Source organism: Propionimicrobium sp. PCR01-08-3 (assembly GCF_030286045.1).
GTDB lineage: Bacteria > Actinomycetota > Actinomycetes > Propionibacteriales > Propionibacteriaceae > Brooklawnia.
On record NZ_CP127390.1, the window covers coordinates 2,674,992 to 2,690,934 of the forward strand.

At 62.5% G+C, this 15,943-nt stretch carries 19 protein-coding genes; 7 read left to right on the forward strand and 12 right to left on the reverse strand.

Translation table 11 applies throughout. The features are described 5' to 3' along the window. Nucleotides 1-90: 90 nt before the first annotated feature. Nucleotides 91-753 carry a hypothetical protein gene (locus QQ658_RS12390; protein WP_286025145.1) on the forward strand — a complete coding sequence of 221 codons (663 nt, stop codon included), beginning with the start codon at nucleotides 91-93 and terminating at the stop codon, nucleotides 751-753. A 100-nt stretch (nucleotides 754-853) separates the two neighbouring features. On the opposite strand, the gene QQ658_RS12395 is transcribed toward QQ658_RS12390, so the two are convergent. The 6 genes from QQ658_RS12395 to QQ658_RS12420 form a co-directional block, all read right to left on the reverse strand. Next, the gene (locus QQ658_RS12395; protein ID WP_286025146.1) at nucleotides 854-1,147 is read right to left on the reverse strand and encodes a type II toxin-antitoxin system Phd/YefM family antitoxin; all 294 of its coding nucleotides are present in this window, start codon (nucleotides 1,145-1,147) and stop codon (nucleotides 854-856) included. A 101-nt stretch (nucleotides 1,148-1,248) separates the two neighbouring features. Beyond that, on the reverse strand, nucleotides 1,249-1,563 hold the full coding sequence (locus tag QQ658_RS12400) for a DMT family transporter (RefSeq protein WP_286025147.1): 315 nt from the start codon (nucleotides 1,561-1,563) through the stop codon (nucleotides 1,249-1,251). A gap of 165 nt (nucleotides 1,564-1,728) precedes the next feature. Further along, nucleotides 1,729-2,091 carry a biotin/lipoyl-containing protein gene (locus QQ658_RS12405; RefSeq protein ID WP_286025148.1) on the reverse strand — a complete coding sequence of 121 codons (363 nt, stop codon included), beginning with the start codon at nucleotides 2,089-2,091 and terminating at the stop codon, nucleotides 1,729-1,731. A gap of 35 nt (nucleotides 2,092-2,126) precedes the next feature. Continuing rightward, the gene (locus tag QQ658_RS12410) at nucleotides 2,127-2,414 is read right to left on the reverse strand and encodes an FtsB/FtsL family cell division protein (RefSeq protein ID WP_286025149.1); all 288 of its coding nucleotides are present in this window, start codon (nucleotides 2,412-2,414) and stop codon (nucleotides 2,127-2,129) included. Nucleotides 2,415-2,422: 8 nt separating this feature from the next. Continuing rightward, on the reverse strand, nucleotides 2,423-3,979 hold the full coding sequence (locus QQ658_RS12415; protein WP_286025150.1) for an acyl-CoA carboxylase subunit beta: 1,557 nt from the start codon (nucleotides 3,977-3,979) through the stop codon (nucleotides 2,423-2,425). A 13-nt stretch (nucleotides 3,980-3,992) separates the two neighbouring features. Next, complete coding sequence (locus QQ658_RS12420) at nucleotides 3,993-5,504, reverse strand: methylmalonyl-CoA carboxytransferase subunit 5S (RefSeq protein ID WP_286025151.1); 1,512 nt, start codon at nucleotides 5,502-5,504, stop codon at nucleotides 3,993-3,995. Between the two features lie 328 nt (nucleotides 5,505-5,832). Between QQ658_RS12420 and asnB the strand changes: the two genes are divergently transcribed. After that, nucleotides 5,833-7,731, forward strand: a complete 1,899-nt coding sequence (gene asnB / locus QQ658_RS12425; RefSeq protein WP_286025152.1) for an asparagine synthase (glutamine-hydrolyzing) — start codon at nucleotides 5,833-5,835, stop codon at nucleotides 7,729-7,731. Between the two features lie 93 nt (nucleotides 7,732-7,824). Here the strand turns inward: asnB and QQ658_RS12430 are convergent, their stop codons facing one another. The 5 genes from QQ658_RS12430 to QQ658_RS12450 form a co-directional block, all read right to left on the reverse strand. Next, entirely contained in the window at nucleotides 7,825-8,220 is a 396-nt protein-coding gene (locus QQ658_RS12430; protein WP_286025153.1) for a type II toxin-antitoxin system VapC family toxin, read from the reverse strand. After that, nucleotides 8,217-8,441, reverse strand: a complete 225-nt coding sequence (locus QQ658_RS12435) for a FitA-like ribbon-helix-helix domain-containing protein (RefSeq protein ID WP_286025154.1) — start codon at nucleotides 8,439-8,441, stop codon at nucleotides 8,217-8,219. The genes QQ658_RS12430 and QQ658_RS12435 overlap by 4 nt, the downstream gene beginning before the upstream one ends. A gap of 95 nt (nucleotides 8,442-8,536) precedes the next feature. Continuing rightward, on the reverse strand, nucleotides 8,537-8,695 hold the full coding sequence (locus QQ658_RS12440) for a hypothetical protein (RefSeq protein ID WP_286025155.1): 159 nt from the start codon (nucleotides 8,693-8,695) through the stop codon (nucleotides 8,537-8,539). Between the two features lie 62 nt (nucleotides 8,696-8,757). After that, nucleotides 8,758-9,135: a type II toxin-antitoxin system VapC family toxin gene (locus tag QQ658_RS12445; RefSeq protein WP_286025156.1), complete on the reverse strand. Its 378-nt coding sequence runs from the start codon at nucleotides 9,133-9,135 to the stop codon at nucleotides 8,758-8,760. Continuing rightward, complete coding sequence (locus tag QQ658_RS12450; RefSeq protein WP_286025157.1) at nucleotides 9,132-9,389, reverse strand: ribbon-helix-helix domain-containing protein; 258 nt, start codon at nucleotides 9,387-9,389, stop codon at nucleotides 9,132-9,134. Before QQ658_RS12450 ends, QQ658_RS12445 begins: the two co-directional genes overlap by 4 nt. 205 nt (nucleotides 9,390-9,594) lie before the next feature. Here QQ658_RS12450 and QQ658_RS12455 point away from each other — a divergent pair, with 205 nt between their 5' ends. Together QQ658_RS12455 and QQ658_RS12460 are read left to right on the forward strand one after the other, a co-directional pair. Next, nucleotides 9,595-10,233 carry a MarR family transcriptional regulator gene (locus tag QQ658_RS12455; RefSeq protein WP_286025158.1) on the forward strand — a complete coding sequence of 213 codons (639 nt, stop codon included), beginning with the start codon at nucleotides 9,595-9,597 and terminating at the stop codon, nucleotides 10,231-10,233. Continuing rightward, a complete protein-coding gene (locus QQ658_RS12460) occupies nucleotides 10,226-10,879 on the forward strand; it encodes a nucleotidyl transferase AbiEii/AbiGii toxin family protein (protein WP_286025159.1) in 654 nt (217 codons plus the stop codon). Before QQ658_RS12455 ends, QQ658_RS12460 begins: the two co-directional genes overlap by 8 nt. 25 nt (nucleotides 10,880-10,904) lie before the next feature. Here the strand turns inward: QQ658_RS12460 and QQ658_RS12465 are convergent, their stop codons facing one another. Beyond that, nucleotides 10,905-12,074 carry a GAF domain-containing protein gene (locus QQ658_RS12465; protein ID WP_286025160.1) on the reverse strand — a complete coding sequence of 390 codons (1,170 nt, stop codon included), beginning with the start codon at nucleotides 12,072-12,074 and terminating at the stop codon, nucleotides 10,905-10,907. A gap of 281 nt (nucleotides 12,075-12,355) precedes the next feature. Between QQ658_RS12465 and QQ658_RS12470 the strand changes: the two genes are divergently transcribed. Genes QQ658_RS12470 through QQ658_RS12480 form a run of 3 tightly spaced genes read left to right on the forward strand, consistent with a single transcriptional unit; the run spans nucleotide 12,356 to nucleotide 15,940 of the window. Continuing rightward, nucleotides 12,356-13,348 (forward strand): thiamine pyrophosphate-dependent dehydrogenase E1 component subunit alpha, encoded by a 993-nt coding sequence (locus tag QQ658_RS12470; RefSeq protein ID WP_286025161.1) that lies wholly within the window; start codon nucleotides 12,356-12,358, stop codon nucleotides 13,346-13,348. A gap of 15 nt (nucleotides 13,349-13,363) precedes the next feature. Continuing rightward, on the forward strand, nucleotides 13,364-14,380 hold the full coding sequence (locus QQ658_RS12475; RefSeq protein WP_286025162.1) for an alpha-ketoacid dehydrogenase subunit beta: 1,017 nt from the start codon (nucleotides 13,364-13,366) through the stop codon (nucleotides 14,378-14,380). A gap of 3 nt (nucleotides 14,381-14,383) precedes the next feature. Next, on the forward strand, nucleotides 14,384-15,940 hold the full coding sequence (locus QQ658_RS12480; protein ID WP_286025163.1) for a dihydrolipoamide acetyltransferase family protein: 1,557 nt from the start codon (nucleotides 14,384-14,386) through the stop codon (nucleotides 15,938-15,940). Nucleotides 15,941-15,943 lie beyond the last annotated feature (3 nt).

Below are 15,943 nucleotides of genomic sequence, written 5' to 3' on the forward strand. Positions count from 1 at the left end.
TGGGCACGGTAGTGTGCGCACCCCGCAGGGACGCGCAGTAGGAAAAGTCGGCGGATTTAGCGGAGCTAGGATCTGCAGAAAGGTTCACTGGTGGGACGAACACGTCGGCTGTGCCGCAAATATCCGAACGTTCTCGGACGCCCGATCAAGACCTTTCGACAGACATTTCCGATGTGGATGCACCTGTTGTTCTTCGGCTTGTGGCTCCTGATCGTCGGCTTTGCAATCCGGAACCCTATCGGGAATCTGAACTACCTTCTGCTGATCACCCTGTTTGTATACGGGATCTTCTACCTTGTCGCCGACTATCGGCTCGTAATTTGTGAGCACGGCATCATCATCGGACATTTTCTGTCGCCGCGATTCTGCGAAGTGATGGCCTATCAGGAGATTTCTCCCCGCAGCGTCCGGCAGTGGACAAACTGCGGATATGCGCTGAGCCACACCGTCTATGGACCATGGCATCCCGTCTGGTACGCACTGCTCGGCTCAAAGAGCGGGTTCACCTTTGTGGGGCCAATGATGGACGAGCGCAAACTCAAGCGGAGCGACAGGCCCGGGCACCCCGGCGAAAAGCACGGCTCGTCGATGTTCGCCTACCGGCATCCCGAGAAGATCCTGCAGCTGATGGCTCAACAGAGCAGGGCCAATGGGCTTTCCGGCGCCGAATGGTACGACGAGGCTGCTGCCACGCCGCTGACCCTCACCGGCGTCGAAGACGAGGTCTTCGCCCAAATCCCGAGCCGTCCATGATGGCGTCCGCGATCTCGAGATCGTGCCTCAAAGCGCCCGGGCAGCGGTACGGATTGAACAGCAAGCCACACAACCACATGCGTATCGAGCAAGTATGCCGTCACCGCGCTCCGCCTTCCGGAGCGATCCGCGTTGTCAGAGGATCATCACCGTGTCCCTGTTCCCACGATCGAAGCTCGTCTTCCGGCATCGGATCAAGAAACTGGGACTCGTCAAATGACGGCAGTCCGGGAAGGGCAGGTCTACTGAAATCCCGTTGCCGTGGAGTCACCGGTTCAATCCGTACAACGGCCTTCCCGGCGCGGGCGATCACCACTTCTTCACCAGCTTCTGCACGGTGAAGCAGCTCTGATGGTCGGGTCTTCGCCTCTTGAACGTTCACGGTGATGCTCATGGCTCAAGTGTCCCATGGTCTGGTCAACCTAAAACTGGTCTACCTCGATCGTCACATGGTAAACGCAACCACTGGCCTCGCGAACGTTGCCGAGGTGTGCATCAGCCCAGCAGTTTCAGGCCGACGATTCCGCTGACGATCAGCACCAAGCAGACGATCCTGCCGGCGGTCACGGGATCTCCGAAGAAGACCATGCCCAGCGTCGCCGTACCGATGGCGCCGATTCCGGTCCAGACCGCATAGGCCGTACCGACCGGCAGGCTTCTGAGAGCGAAACCCAGCCCGACCATCGATAGCACCAGGGCCACCAGGAAAATCACAACCATCTTGACGTTGCGGAAGCCGTCGCTGTGCGCCAGAGCGGTCGCCCAAGCGGTCTCCATCAGGCCGGAAAGAATCAGGATGAACCACGACATCACAAACTCCACTGCCTCGACCGTCGTGCATGGGCGGGTACGGCGGGCCACTCGTCCGCGGCATCGAAGAGCGCGATGCCGCAAGCGAGTATAGCCAACAAAGCGAGGGGCTCCGATCGTCCAACCGGACGACCAGAGCCCCTTGTAGTTGCTGATTCAGATCTCTCAGGCGAGAGTGACCAGAGCCTGACCACCTTGGACGGCCTCGCGGACGTCCACCAAGATGGAGTCGACGGTACCGGCATTCGGCGCCGTGATCTCGGTCTCCATCTTCATGGCCTCGAGAACGATGACGACCTGGCCGGCATCGACCTTGTCGCCCTCCTTCACGAGGATGCGGGCCACCGAACCGGCGAGCGGCGCGGTGATCGCGTTGGCGGCCGAGCCGGGCACCGAAGCGGTCTGGTGGGTGGGCGCAGACATCGGTCCACCACCGATCACGATCGGAGCCGGAACCTGCCGGACCTCCTGCTCAGCTTCAACATCAACGACGTACTCGGTGCCGTTGACTGTCATCTTGAGACGCATGTCATTCCTCTTTCAGTTCATCAACCAGACACCGGTCACAGCGATGCCACTGGCATCGTGCCCCGCGAATTGTTCGTCGTGCGTGCGCGGCGGCTCGCTGCGCTCCAGCCGGTACGGCTCGCGTAGCTGACGGCCCGCACCGAGCCCTTGTAACCCATGTAGGCGGCCGCGGCCGCCGCAATGGCCATCAGATCTTCTTCCGGAACCGGACGATCGGCCTTCAGCCGGTTGACCTCGGCGTCCAGCTCCTCGACCCGCTTGGTCAGCTTTTCGATCAGCGCCGCAAGTTCAGCGGTCGACAGATCCTTCGTCTCGTTACTCATCCAAACTCCTAGACCGGGAAAATGCCGTGCTTCTTGGGCGGACGCTGAGTGCGCTTGTTCGCGGACAAGGCCAGAGCGGTCGCGATCTGACGGCGGGTGTCGGCAGGATCGATGATGTCGTCCACATAGCCGTGGGCGGCAGAGGCGAACGGCGTCGCAAACTCATCGCGGTAGGCCTGCACCAACTCGGCCCGCTTGGCCTCGGGATCCTCGGCGGACTTGATCTCCTTGCGGAAGACCACCGCCGCGGCGCCGTCGGCACCCATCACTGCGATCTCGGCGCTCGGCCAGGCAAACACCTTGTCAGCGCCCAGTTCCTTGGAGCACATGGCGAGGTACGAGCCGCCGTAGGCCTTGCGCAGCACGACCGTGATCTTCGGCACGGTGGCAGCTGAGTAAGCGAACAGCATCTTGGCGCCGTGGCGGATGATGCCGCCGTGCTCCTGAGCGACGCCGGGCAGGAAGCCGGGTACGTCGACCAGGTTGATCACCGGGATGTTGTAGGCATCGCAGATGCGGATGAACCGGGCTGCCTTGTCCGAGGCGTTGATGTCGAGCACACCCGACATCGACTTCGGCTGGTTGGCGATGAAGCCGACCGAGCGCCCGACGATGCGTCCGAAACCGGTCACCATGTTGGTGGCATAGCCGGCCTTGACTTCGAGGAAGTCGCCGTAGTCGACGAGCTTGCCGATGACATCGCGCACGTCGTAGCCCTTGTTGCCCTCGATCGGAACGACGTCGCGCAGCTCGGGCTGGAGTTCGACGTTGTCGTCCGGGTAGAGAACCGGAGGCTCCTCCGCGTTGTTCTGCGGCAGGAAGCTCAGGATCTTCTGGGCGATCAGCAGCGCCTGCTCATCGTTGTCCGCGATGAAATCGGTGACACCCGAGATCGACTGGTGAGCATCGGCACCGCCCAGGGCGTCCTGGGTGACGACCTCACCGGTGACCTGCTTGATGACATCGGGCCCGGTGATGAACATGTGGGCCTTGCGGGTCTGGATGATGAAGTCGGTCAGCGCCGGGCTGTAGACCGCGCCACCGGCGCAGGGGCCGGCGATGATCGAGATCTGCGGCACGACACCGGACAACTCGACGTTGGCGAAGAAGACCTTGCCGTAGCCGGACAGCGAATCGATGCCCTCTTGGACGCGCGCGCCACCCGAGTCATTGATGAAGACGAAAGGCGCGCCGTTGGTCAGCGCGTTTTCCATCGTCTCGGTGACCTTGGTGTTGTGCACCTCGCCGGCCGAGCCACCCACGACAGTGAAGTCCTGGCTGGCGATGTAGACCGGGCGTCCCATCACCGATGCATGACCGGTGACCACGCCATCGGCCGGCATATCGGCCTTGTCCATACCGAAAGCCGTGGTGCGGTTCTTGCGGAACGCGCCGGTTTCGATGAACGAGCCGGGGTCGGTGAAGGCGTCGATCCGCTCACGAGCGGTCAGCTTGCCCTTGTCGTGCTGCTTCTCGATGCGCGCCTCGCCACCACCGGCTATCACGCGTGCGCGCTCCTCGTTGAGGTGCGCCAGGCGCTCTTCCATGGTGTTTTGCTTAGCCATCTAGGTGTCCCCCTCAGGCAGGCTCGACGGAAACGGTATTGCTGATCCCGTTGACGGTGACGTTGTAGCTGATCGGGCCGGAAAGCGCATTCGCCTGGCCCTCGGCAGCAGCCTTCATCTGGGCTTCGGTGCGGGCAACCGACTTCGGGCCCTCACTGCGGTTTTCGAAGAAGGTCGGCGCGACTCCCGGGAACAGTGCATAGGTGAGCACGTCTTCGTCGGTGCCGTCGTAGCCCTTGAGCTTCGATGCCTCGTCGACCAGCTTGTCCCATTCAGGCTCGAGCAGGTCGGCCGGACGAACCGTGATCGGCTCTTTCTTGGCTTGCTCTTCGGCCTTCTTGATGACCTCGGGGTTGCGCTCGGCGGGCGAGGCGCCGTAGTAGCCGAGCATCATGTCGGCGAACTCACCGGTCATGACCTTGTACTCACCCATCAGCACGTTGAACACGGCCTGAGTGCCGACGATCTGGGACGACGGGGTGACCAGCGGCGGGTAACCGGCGTCCTTGCGGCAGACCGGAACCTCGGCCATGACCTCGTCCGTGCGGTCGCCGGCGCCCTGTGCGCGCAGCTGCGACTCCATGTTGGAGAGCATGCCGCCAGGGATCTGCGAATCGAAGATCTTGGTGTCGACCAGGGTCTTGGACTCGAACTCGGCGTACTTCGGGCGGATCTTCTTGAAGTGGTCGCGCACCTTGTAGACGCGCTCCATGTCGATGTTCGTGGTGTAACCGGTGCCCTCGAGCATCTCGATCACGGATTCGGTCGGGTTGTGGCCCGGGCCGAGCGACATCGAGCTGACCGAAGTGTCCACCACGTCGGCGCCGGCCTCGATGGCCTTCATCAGCGAAACCTGGGTGACGCCGGTGGTCGAGTGGCAGTGCACATTGATCTGCACGTCTTGGCCGTAGGCGTCCTTGATGCCCTTGACGATGTCATATGCCGGCTGCGGCTTGAGCAGTGCGGCCATATCCTTGAAGGCGATTGAATCGGCGCCCATATCGAGCAGTTGGCCGGCCAGCTTCACATAGCCTTCGGTGGTGTGTACCGGGGAGACGGTGTAGCAGATGGTGCCCTGGGCGTGCTTGCCCGCCTTCTTCACGGCGGCCATGGCGTGCTCGAGGTTACGGGGATCGTTCATCGCGTCGAAGACACGGAACACATCCATACCGTTCTCGGCCGACTTCTCGACGAACCTGTCGACAACCTCGTCGTTGTAGTGGCGATAGCCCAGCAGGTTCTGGCCACGCAGCAGCATCTGAAGGCGGCTGTTCGGCAGAAGCTTGCGGAAGGTTCGCAGGCGCTCCCACGGATCTTCATTCAAGAAACGAATACAACTGTCATATGTTGCTCCGCCCCAACACTCAACAGACCAGTAACCGGCTGCGTCAATATCTGCGCAGGCGTCGACCATGTCTTCCATGGCCATACGGGTAGCCAACAGGCTCTGGTGACCGTCGCGCAGCACCAGCTCGGTAATACCAATCTCGCGTGGTTCGGAGACCTCAATTTGTCGCGGACTCATGTACTGATTGTTTCATGGCCTTACCACTCGTGAGCACCCGGGGCACAAAACAGCAGCGATGCATTTTTGTTGGTTTCGCTATGGCCATCTGGAGAGGGCCATAGCCACTCCTTCACGACCTTCTGACAGGCGTTGACACGCTGGACCAGGACAGCGTGCCGCGACCGCTCGGGCTCAATCGCGGAAGCTCTTGCACACCACAGCCGAGCCAACTAGGCCATGATCGCTATGCTCGTCTGCAGGTTTGCGCCGCTTCACGAGTGGCGAGCAACAAATCTGGGCGAATCCAGCAATCGGCAGGACGGTAGGTATCCCGATGTGTGGCTTGATGGGCTTCATTTCGACCGGTGCGCTTGACGAAGCGCGAGTTGAGCAGGTCGGTCATGGCATGGCCTGCGCGCGCCACCGCGGGCCGGACGATACGGATGTCTGGCACGACGACCACGCAGTCTTCGGCTTCAACCGGCTCTCCATCATCGATATCGAAGGGTCCAAGCAGCCGCTGCGCTGGGGGCCGCCCGAGAACCCCGAGCGCTATGCGATGGTGTTCAACGGCGAGATTTACAACTATGTCGAGCTGCGCGCCCGGCTGGCCGCCGATGATCACGCGGTCTTTCACACCGAGGGCGACGGCGAGTCGATCGTGGCCGGCTACCACTATCACGGCGCCGACTGGGTCAAGCAGTTGCGCGGCATGTTCGCCTTCGTCATCTGGGACACCGAAACCCAGACGGTCTTTGGGGCCCGCGACTGGTTCGGCATCAAGCCGTTGTATCTGGCCGAGACCGGCGACGGCTTCGGGTTCGCGTCCGAGGCGAAGAGCCTGCGCGCGCTTACCGGACCTGCCGAGGTCGACAAGGACGCCCTGCGGCACTACCTCGTCCTGCAGTATGTGCCCGAGCCCGAGTCGATGGACGCGCACCTGCGCCGCATTGAGTCGGGTACCTCGTTCATGGTGCGCGACGGCGAATTGACCACCCAGCGTTACTTCCGTCCGCGGTTTGCGCCGGCCAAGGTGAACGGGCCTGAAGCCGAAACAGAGCTGTATTCGCAGATTCTCGAGGTGCTGGACGATTCGGTGTCGAAGCATATGCGAGCCGATGTGACCGTCGGTTCGTTCTTGTCGGGGGGCATCGATTCGACCGCTATCGCGGCACTGGCGAAGAAATACAACCCGAATCTGCTGACTTTCACGACCGGTTTCGAACGCGAGGGATATTCGGAGGTCGACGTAGCAGCCGAGTCGGCCGAGGCGATCGGGGTCAAGCACTTCATCAAGACGGTCAGCGAGCAGGAGCTGTGCGAGACGCTGCCGCTGATCGTCTGGTACCTGGACGATCCGGTCGCCGATCCCGCGCTGGTGCCGCTGTATTTCGTGGCCCGCGAGGCCCGCAAGCATGTGAAGGTGGTGCTGTCGGGTGAGGGCGCGGACGAGCTGTTCGGTGGCTACAACATCTACCGTGAGCCGCTGAGCCTGCGTCCACTCACCTCGTTGCCCAACCCCCTACGCAAGGGACTGGCGGCGGTCAGCCGAGTGCTTCCCCAAGGATTCCGGGGCAAGAGCCTGCTGGAGCGTGGCTCGATCGACCTCGAACAGCGCTACTACGGCAACGCCCGCAACTTCCGCGAGGAGCAGGTCAAAGCCGTGCTGCGCGACTACACGCCGAGTTCGTTCCGCGAGATCACCGACCCCATCTACGAATTGTCGAAGGGCTGGGACCCGGTCGCCAGGATGCAGCACATCGACCTGTTCACCTGGCTGCGCGGCGACATCTTGGTGAAGGCCGACAAGGTCACCATGGCGAACTCGCTGGAGCTACGCGTGCCCTTCCTCGACAAGGAAGTATTCGAGGTCGCCCGGCACATCCCGATCAGCCAGAAGATCACCCGCAACCAGTCCAAGCTCGCCATGCGGCGCGCGCTCGAGCCGGTCGTCCCGCCGCACGTGCTCAACCGCAAGAAGCTCGGCTTCCCGGTGCCGGTTCGCGTCTACCTGCGGGACGACTACGGGTATCAGTGGGCGCGGGACATCATCACCAACGCTGGGACAACCGAATTCATCGACCCGGCCGCGGCGCTGGAGATGCTGGACGCCCACCGCAAGGGCGAGGCCGACAACTCCCGCCAGATCTGGACCCTGCTGGTCTTCATGCTCTGGTACGACATCTTCGTCACCGAACAGTTGAAGCCCGAGGTGCCGCACCCGGTCTACCCGGTCCAATTGTGAGACGTGGGTCGCTCTACTGACCGAAAACCCATGCCGCACTTTGCGGATATCTTGTCCAGCAGATTGCGGACCAGCCATATAGCAGTCTGCGGATCAGCCTTCGTCCGGAACCCAGGCCACATCGCCTACTGCCGCCGCCAGCTTCAGATCGCATGTCACAACCCTGCACTTCAGCGCCTGGGCGAGGGCGACGTAGGTAGCGTCATACATCGACACATTGTGAATATGTCGCCACCCGTCAATCACCAGTGGCCAAAGGTCGTAGAGCTGAATACCCAAGAGCCGAAGGTCGTCCAGAGCGCGGCGCGCCCGCACCTCAGTTATCTGATGGCTCAGCGTCCAGCCTCGCAGCACCGACGCCACTTCGACCACCAGCAATTGCGGTGCATGCATGTCGTACTTGACGGCTGCCTTCGCGATTGAAGGCGCACGGCCACGCCCCAACAAGAGTTCGGCTGCTGCGGAGGCGTCCAGGACGAGCGAACTCATCCTTGTTCCCGCGCCTGCCGTAGTTCCTCGGCCGGATCGCTGACCTCGGGCCGGTCTCTGCTCATGATTATCCCCACGACTTGTTGTTTGGTAGGACGCGACACCAACTCGGTCAGCTGCTCGAGCACGTACTGGCTAAGCGAGCGTCCCTCGGATGCTGCGCGCACCTTCAATTCTCGTGTGAGTTCTTCGGGAACATCCCTTACTTGTAGTGTTGCCATGCATATAGCATGTCGCACATGCAATACGCACACAAGGGAGCCGGTCTCGTTGAAGCTACTCGCCACCTGCGTCTTCGCGGCTCAGCGAGTTCGCATTAACCCGTCGGCTCATCAATTTGCGCTTCGTCGTGGACGCTCGGACAGCCTGCGATGCAACAGCCGCAGTAGTCATAGCCGTACTCGGCGAGATCGGCGATGCCGTCGCAACGGCAGCGTCCTACCCGGCATTGGCAGGTAGCTTCTCCGGTTGTCATGTCACGTCTCCTCTCAGCTATCGCAGCACCGAATCTCGCCGCAAACCGCGCCGATCCGGAGTTCAATACGGAGCAGTCAGTCCATTGAACATCGGGAAATGCTTCACATTACAGGTGAGAATCGGGGCATCCAGCAGTGTCGCCGTCGCAGCAATCGCGAGGTCTGCAGAGTCGATACCGCGGTTGCCCGGGAGCCATCGTCTGCCGAGTTCACCGGCGATCTCGGCAACCTCTTCGTCCACACTGTGCCAGGTGAGAGCGCCTAGCAGAGCACGAGTGGAAGTCTCCTCGGATGGCCGCATGCCAGCCAAAACTTCGAGCCGCGTGATTTCGCTCGCGTGAAGCAGTCCATTCATGCGAGCAGTCTTCAGGACTACAGCGGCTGGGCGATGGCCACGAAGCACATCGATGAGCACCGAGGTATCAATGAGCACGCTCATCGCGCTCGAGCCTCAGCCAAGCGGGTGCCGGATCGGATGCCTTCGACATACGACCCGCCATCGATATCCCGATCACGCCACGAACCGAACGCGTCCTCAATCGCCTGCAGATCGTCTTGCGCACCTCGTTTGGAGCCATAGGCCTGGACGACGGCGTCTCGGATCAGCGCAGAGATCGATCGTCCGGTTCTCGCGGCCTCGGCATCAAGGAGAGCGCGGTCATCCTCGGTCAAGGAAATCTGGGTGCGCATCATGATGTAATGATACATCACGTTCGCGCTAACCATGCTAGTAGTCAACAGCCGCGTGATTTCACCCGCGTGACGCGGTCCGCCCATGTGCGAAATTGCGCACCTCGCAGAAACCCCCGTCCAGCGCCCCTGATAGAATAACGATATGGACACAACTTCCGAATTGGCGCGCCGTTTGGGTGTCTCGATTCCGCGCGTCCATCGCGAGTTGGACGAGCTCCAGGTTGCCCGGACGAAACGTGGGGTGGCCAGGCACATTCCAGATGGCGCGTACGAAGCCATATCTCGCGAGATCGGAGCCACTCCGCTCATCCCCGATGGCATGACTCGCGAGCAGGTGCTCATTTTGGCAGCCCTCATTCGTTCTCCCCTCGGCCTGGCATCAGCGCGCGCGGCCGCCACCAAATCAGGCATCAGCCCGACGGTAGCGTCCAGGGTCTTACAGAAATTGGAAAAGGACGGCCTGGCTGAACGTAAATCAAGAACGGAAGCCAGGGGACGCGCGATGAATGTGACCCGCTGGCATGCCCGAAGTGAAGGTGAATGGCCACAGGCGATTCGGCATGCGGCACGATCGGCGACGCTCCCAACCCCAGTTCGTCCTGCAATTCCCGAGCATCTACCCAGGAGATTCCAGCATCTGTTCTGGAACACAGATCCAAACGCCTTGTCCCTTCCCGAGGACGCAGCTTTCGTCGCTCACCGCATGCTGACTTCAGACGGCGCCGAGGCAATGTTGTGGGCACTTCAGCATCTCCCGCCTGAAGCGATCCGGAACGCCGTTTCTGTCCGCGGCGTCGACGCCAGAACCAAATCACTCGCACGTTTGGTTGCTGGCGATGACTGAGTCAGGGGTCAGCCACGACCTGGCGTCGGTCCAGGAGATTCTTCCAGGCGGGACCGCCGAGACATGGACGGCGATCACTCCGGTTGTTCCCAAGTCTGCATATTTGGCTGGGGGCACAGCGCTCGCCGTCCACCTGAAACACCGCATTTCACGAGACCTGGATTTCTTTACCGAGCGTGAATTCAATGTCGATCAACTCGCGGCACAACTATCTGAATTGGGCGACTTCGCTCCGACACTTGTAGTGCCAGGCACGCTCAACGGCATCTTCAACCGCACCAAGATCCAATTTCTTAAGGCCGGCTCTCAACGCAATGTGGAAGCGCCCACCGTCTTCGCCGGAATCCGTATCGCGTCCGTGGCTGATCTGATGGCAAGCAAACTCAAGGTCATCGGAGATCGCGGCGAATTGCGGGACTATTTCGACATCATGATGATCGAGGAGCAAACCGACATCTCGTTGGAGAATGGCTTGGAGCTATTCATTCAGCGATACCAGCCAAAAGTTCCGGACGCCGCGATCGCTCATTTGCTGCGCGGGCTCGGCTACATGGACGATGTTGCCGATGATCCGGGACTGCCCGTTTCGCGAAGGTTAATCGAGGATTTCTGGACCGCACGCATGCGGACTCTGAATCCGTTCTGACACTCACGTGTGGCGATAGCCCGCGTCAACGCCCGTCGATCACCTTGATCTGGTCGTCCAAACGGTAGGGACGCGAATGCACGACCGTGCCCAGTTCACCGTTGATGCGGCAGATCTCCGCGCGGACTGCGGCCGTGGCATCCGGGCGTCCATAGACCGCCTCGGCCAGCTCGCGGGCACTCACTCCGGCCGGATGATCGGCCAGCCAGGCCACGATCTGGGCGCGGCGTCCCTGCAACTCGTGCGTCGCGCCGGCGGTGCTGCCCTGCACGGTGAATCGGCAGCGATGCTCCGACAGAGTCAATTCCAACCGTTCCTGCACGCTCGCCCATGTTCCCGCGGGACGCAGCAGCCAACCGCCGGCCACCCTGTCCCCTGTCACCAACCCGAGCCTGTCGACCGTGAACACTCCCTGCGGATTGCCGGGCAGCCGAAGCTTCCCTTTCGTCGGCATCTCACCCGCCGCAGCCACCCAGCCCCAGTCGTCGACGAGCGCCCATCGTCCGCTCACCGGGGTTCTGGTCGAGGCAGTCAACCGATCGAGGCTTCGCCCGTGCTCCGCTTTGAGTTCGACCCCGATCTGGCGGGCGACACTGGCCACCAGCGCAATCGCCATCGGGTTCGCGTCTTCGACGGGAAACGACAAGTCGATGGCACCAAGCGGGCGCATGGTTCGTGGGTCGATCACCGGTGCCGCCGCACAACTCCACGCGTGGTGGCTGACACAGAAATGCTCCGCAGCATGAACGTGCACCGGGATTCCGGCGCTCAGCGCGGTGCCGATGGCGTTGGTGCCGACGGCCTTCTCCGACCACCTGTTGCCGGGCTGAAAGGAGAACTCATCGGCCCGCTTCATGATCGCACGCTCCCCCGAGCGCCAACGGATCGTCCCTTGCGCGTCGGAGAGCACCAAAAGCACCCGCGAGTCGTCAACCAGCGGGCCGAGAATCGACTCGATGACCGGCAGCAGAGTCAGGATCGCGGCGTCACCGGCGTCCGGTTCGGATTCGACCGTGGCGGGTATCTTCGCCGGGTTCATTCCGGCACGTCTCACCCGCAGCCATGAATCCCTGATCACCGGACGAGGCTGAGCAGGCGGACGATCACCGCTGAACCAGGCCGCATGAATCCGCTCCAGCACCTCCCGGTGCGAACCTTCGTCCGACTGCGCGAACGCCACGTCGTAAGAGCCCATGATGACCTCACCTGCGCTACCCCATTGACGCGTGGGCGATTGCCTCAATCGTAACCCGGGATCCGCGGATTCCCACCTGCCCGGATCGGCACAATCCTGTTACCCGCACGGCATGACCTCGCCCGAACGTTGCAGAACGTTACATGCGCGAATCACACCTAGCCACCCCTCGCTTTGCGGGCACGCCTACGCGATCCTCTGGTCGCTATGCCGGCGCCGTCGTAGCGTCAATCAACCCGCAGAGCCAGCGGGAGCCTCACACGAATCGATGGAGATATCACATGAGTGCACCTACTACCGAAGCGATCCGGATGGACTATCCGCATGAAGAGCTACTCGGTGCCTATCGGCGGATGACCGAGATCCGTGCCTTCGAGGATCGTCTGCATATCGAGAACATGACCGGCGACCTGCCCGGCTTCATCCATCTGTATGCGGGTGAAGAGGCCACGGCCGTCGGCGTCTGTGACAATTTGAGGCCAACCGACTACATATCGTCCACCCACCGAGGGCATGGGCATTGCCTCGCCAAGGGCTGCGAGATCCGCGGCATGATGTGCGAGATCTTCGGCAAGGACGAAGGGCTGTGCCGCGGCAAGGGCGGTTCGATGCACATCGCCGACCTCTCGGTCGGCATGCTCGGCGCCAACGGCATCGTCGGCGGCGGCCCGCCGCTGGCCATCGGCGCAGCACTGTCAGCGAAGACGCTCGGCAACGACGGCGTCGCCGTCAGCTTCACCGGCGACGGCGGCTCGAATCAGGGCACCGCATTCGAAGCCATGAACATGGCCGTCGTCCTCAATCTGCCGGTCATTTTTGTCTATGAGAACAACGGCATCGGCGAGGGCACCGCGGCCGCCTTCTCTGTTGGCTCGGGCGATATCGCCGGACGCGCCGCAGCCTTCGGGTTGCCTGCCGTGAAGGTGGACGGCGCCGACTATTTCGCCGTCCGACAGGCCGCCCGGCAGGCCGTCGACCGCGCCCGCTCCGGAGAGGGACCATCGGTTATTGAGGCCAGCTCAGTGCGTTTCTACGGGCATTTCGAAGGAGACGCGGCACTGATCCGCAGCCCCGAGCAACTGGAGGAACAGAAGGCCACCCGGGATCCGTTGAAGATCTTCCGTGAGAAGACAACAGATGTCATCGATCCGGCCGAGCTCGATGCCCTCGACGTCGCCGCCGAGAAGGAAGTCGACGAAGCCGTCGCATATGCGCGGGCAGCAGCCTGGCCCGACGCCAGCCAGGTGACCACCGACGTCTACGCGTCCTACTGAGCCAAGGAGACAAACATGACTGAAATGAGTTACCGCGAGGCCATCCGGGCCGGCCTGACAGACGCGATGCGCGAAGACCCGACCGTCGTGGTCATCGGCGAAGACCAGCGCGGCGGCAAGGGCGGCACCAATCCCGACCCAAACATCGAAGCATTCGGCGGCGTCCTCGGCGTCACCAAAGGGTTGTGGACAGAGTTCGGCGACGAACGGGTCATCGACACCCCGATCACCGAATCCGCGATCCTCGGCCTTGCCGCGGGGTCGGCCGCGACCGGGCTTCGGCCGGTGGCCGAGTTGATGTTCATGGACTTCTTCGGAGTCTGCTACGACCTGATCTGGAATCAGGCGTCCAAGTTCCGCTACATGTTCGGCGGCAAGGCCAGAACGCCTATGGTGATGCGCGGCATCATCGGCGCCGGTATCGGTGCCGCCGCCCAGCACTCGGCGTCGCCCTACAACTTGTTCACCGCAACGGCCGGCATGAAGGTTGCCTGCCCGTCGAGCCCGTATGACGCTCGCGGCCTGATGCTGGCGGCGATCCGTGACGACGATCCGGTGATCTTCTGCGAGCACAAGGCCTTATACGACATCAAAGGTGAGGTGCCCGACAGCCCGTACACGATTCCGTTTGGCGTGGCCAACTACACCCGCCAAGGTGACGATGTGACGATCGTGGCCCTGGCCAATATGGTCACGGTGGCCAATCAGGTCGCCGACAAACTTACTGGTGAGGGGATCTCAGTAGAGGTCGTGGATCCCCGCACCACGAGCCCGCTCGACGAAGAAGGCATTCTCGAATCGGTCGCATCAACCGGACGAGCGGTCGTCGTCGACGAGTCCACTGCCCGCTGCGGGTTCGGCCACGATGTGGTCGCCACGATCGCGACCAATCTCTTTAGCGAGCTCAAGGCGCCGATCAAGCTGATCACCCCACCGCACGCCCCGGTTCCGTTCTCCCCAGCACTGGAGAAGGAATGGGTGCCGAGCGCTGCCAAGGTCGAAGACGCCGTTCGAGCCGTTGTGGGGGCCTGAGCCATGGCCGAGATTCAAGCCATCACCCTCCCGAAGTGGGGGCTGACCATGGAAGAAGGCACTTTCGGCAGTTGGAATATCGCCGAGGGTGAGTCCTTCACGCAAGGCCAGGTGTTGTGCACGGTCGAGTCGTCCAAGCTCGTCAATGACATGGAGGCCTCGTTCGACGGCACCATGCGCCGGTTGATCGCCCGGCCTGGTGAGGTTTTCCCGGTGGGTGCGCTGATCGCGGTCAGTGCACCGTCAGAGGTGGCGGACGCCGAGATCGATGCGTTCATCGCCGCCCAGAGCGGGGTCACCGCGGCCACAGATGGTGAAGAGTCGGCGGCACCGCAGGCCTCCGCGCCCACACCAGCTCACGCATCTACCGCCGCGACCACTGAAGGGCCTTCCGCAGCAAAGCGGGCCGCGGCCGCACCGCCCGCTCCTCGTCCGGGTGAACTTATGATTCCCGAAGACCTGCGGGGCGCCTCCGCGCCCGACGTGTGGGCGACCCCTCGCGCCGTGAAGTTCGCAGCCGCCAACGGCATCGACCTGGGCAAGGTCGCCGGTTCGGGGCGCGACGGCAGGGTCAGCATCGCCGACGTCGAGCAAGCCATCACCGCTGGTGGCGGCCAGCTCGCGGCGAAGCCGAAGACCGAACGCGGGCAGGTGCGGCTGCGCTCGCACACCGATGATTCCGCCGTCGCGGCCACGCCTGTTGCCCGCAAGCTCGCGCACGTGCGCGGCATCAATCTGCATGACTGCCGGGCCACCGGTTCGAGGGGACGCGTGTGCCGGGCCGATGTCGAAGAGGCGATCCGCAAGCTGCAATCGGGTGAACCGACGCCGACGACTCAAGCTGCCGCGCAACCGGTCGTCCAGGCCAATGAGGCGACGCCGCAGCCGCTGTCCCCGATGCGCCGGACGATCGGTCAGCGATTGCAGTCGTCCTACCAGACCTCGCCGCATTTCCGGGTGAACACCGAGATCGAAATGGACGCTGCGCTCGCGCTGCGCGCCGAGATCAACGCCACGGTGCCGGGCGTGAAGGTCAGCGTCAACGATCTGGTGGTGAAGGCGGCGGGGCTCGCGCTGACCAGGATTCCCGAAGTCAACGCGCAGTTCGATGAAGCCAGTCAGACCGTCGTCCAGTTCGCCGATGCCGATATCGCCGTCGCGGTTTCGCTGCCCGAAGGGCTGATCACCCCGATCGTGCGCGGTGTGAACAAGAAGCCGCTCGGTCAGGTCTCGGCCGAGGTGAGTGATCTGGTCACCCGGGCAAAGGCGAAGACCCTGGCCGCCGACGACTTCCAAGGTGGCACCTTCACCGTCTCGAACCTGGGAATGTATGGGGTGACAAGCTTCGACGCGATCATCAATCCGCCGCAGGCCGCGATTCTGGCGGTCAGTGCCGGGGTGAAACGGCTGGTGGTGGACGATGAGGATCAGGTCGACGTGCACACCATCATGGAGGTCTCGCTGGCCAGTGACCACAGGATCGTCGACGGGGCTTTGGCAGCCCGGTTCGCCGCCGAGTTGCGGTCGATCCTCGAGGCTCCGGCCCAGATGCTGGTGTGAACG

Bases quoted from the DNA above. Each gene is read 5' to 3' on its own strand.
- QQ658_RS12415 (WP_286025150.1), bottom strand. From the start codon at position 3,979: ATGGCTAAGCAAAACACCATGGAAGAGCGCCTGGCGCACCTCAACGAG.
- QQ658_RS12450 (WP_286025157.1), bottom strand. From the start codon at position 9,389: ATGATGCGCACCCAGATTTCCTTGACCGAGGATGACCGCGCTCTCCTT.
- QQ658_RS12445 (WP_286025156.1), bottom strand. From the start codon at position 9,135: ATGAGCGTGCTCATTGATACCTCGGTGCTCATCGATGTGCTTCGTGGC.
- QQ658_RS12430 (WP_286025153.1), bottom strand. From the start codon at position 8,220: ATGAGTTCGCTCGTCCTGGACGCCTCCGCAGCAGCCGAACTCTTGTTG.
- QQ658_RS12395 (WP_286025146.1), bottom strand. From the start codon at position 1,147: ATGAGCATCACCGTGAACGTTCAAGAGGCGAAGACCCGACCATCAGAG.
- QQ658_RS12435 (WP_286025154.1), bottom strand. From the start codon at position 8,441: ATGGCAACACTACAAGTAAGGGATGTTCCCGAAGAACTCACACGAGAA.
- QQ658_RS12405 (WP_286025148.1), bottom strand. From the start codon at position 2,091: ATGCGTCTCAAGATGACAGTCAACGGCACCGAGTACGTCGTTGATGTT.
- asnB (WP_286025152.1), top strand. From the start codon at position 5,833: ATGGGCTTCATTTCGACCGGTGCGCTTGACGAAGCGCGAGTTGAGCAG.
- QQ658_RS12440 (WP_286025155.1), bottom strand. From the start codon at position 8,695: ATGACAACCGGAGAAGCTACCTGCCAATGCCGGGTAGGACGCTGCCGT.
- QQ658_RS12480 (WP_286025163.1), top strand. From the start codon at position 14,384: ATGGCCGAGATTCAAGCCATCACCCTCCCGAAGTGGGGGCTGACCATG.
- QQ658_RS12400 (WP_286025147.1), bottom strand. From the start codon at position 1,563: ATGTCGTGGTTCATCCTGATTCTTTCCGGCCTGATGGAGACCGCTTGG.
- QQ658_RS12470 (WP_286025161.1), top strand. From the start codon at position 12,356: ATGAGTGCACCTACTACCGAAGCGATCCGGATGGACTATCCGCATGAA.
- QQ658_RS12475 (WP_286025162.1), top strand. From the start codon at position 13,364: ATGACTGAAATGAGTTACCGCGAGGCCATCCGGGCCGGCCTGACAGAC.
- QQ658_RS12465 (WP_286025160.1), bottom strand. From the start codon at position 12,074: ATGGGCTCTTACGACGTGGCGTTCGCGCAGTCGGACGAAGGTTCGCAC.
- QQ658_RS12420 (WP_286025151.1), bottom strand. From the start codon at position 5,504: ATGAGTCCGCGACAAATTGAGGTCTCCGAACCACGCGAGATTGGTATT.
- QQ658_RS12410 (WP_286025149.1), bottom strand. From the start codon at position 2,414: ATGAGTAACGAGACGAAGGATCTGTCGACCGCTGAACTTGCGGCGCTG.
- QQ658_RS12460 (WP_286025159.1), top strand. From the start codon at position 10,226: ATGACTGAGTCAGGGGTCAGCCACGACCTGGCGTCGGTCCAGGAGATT.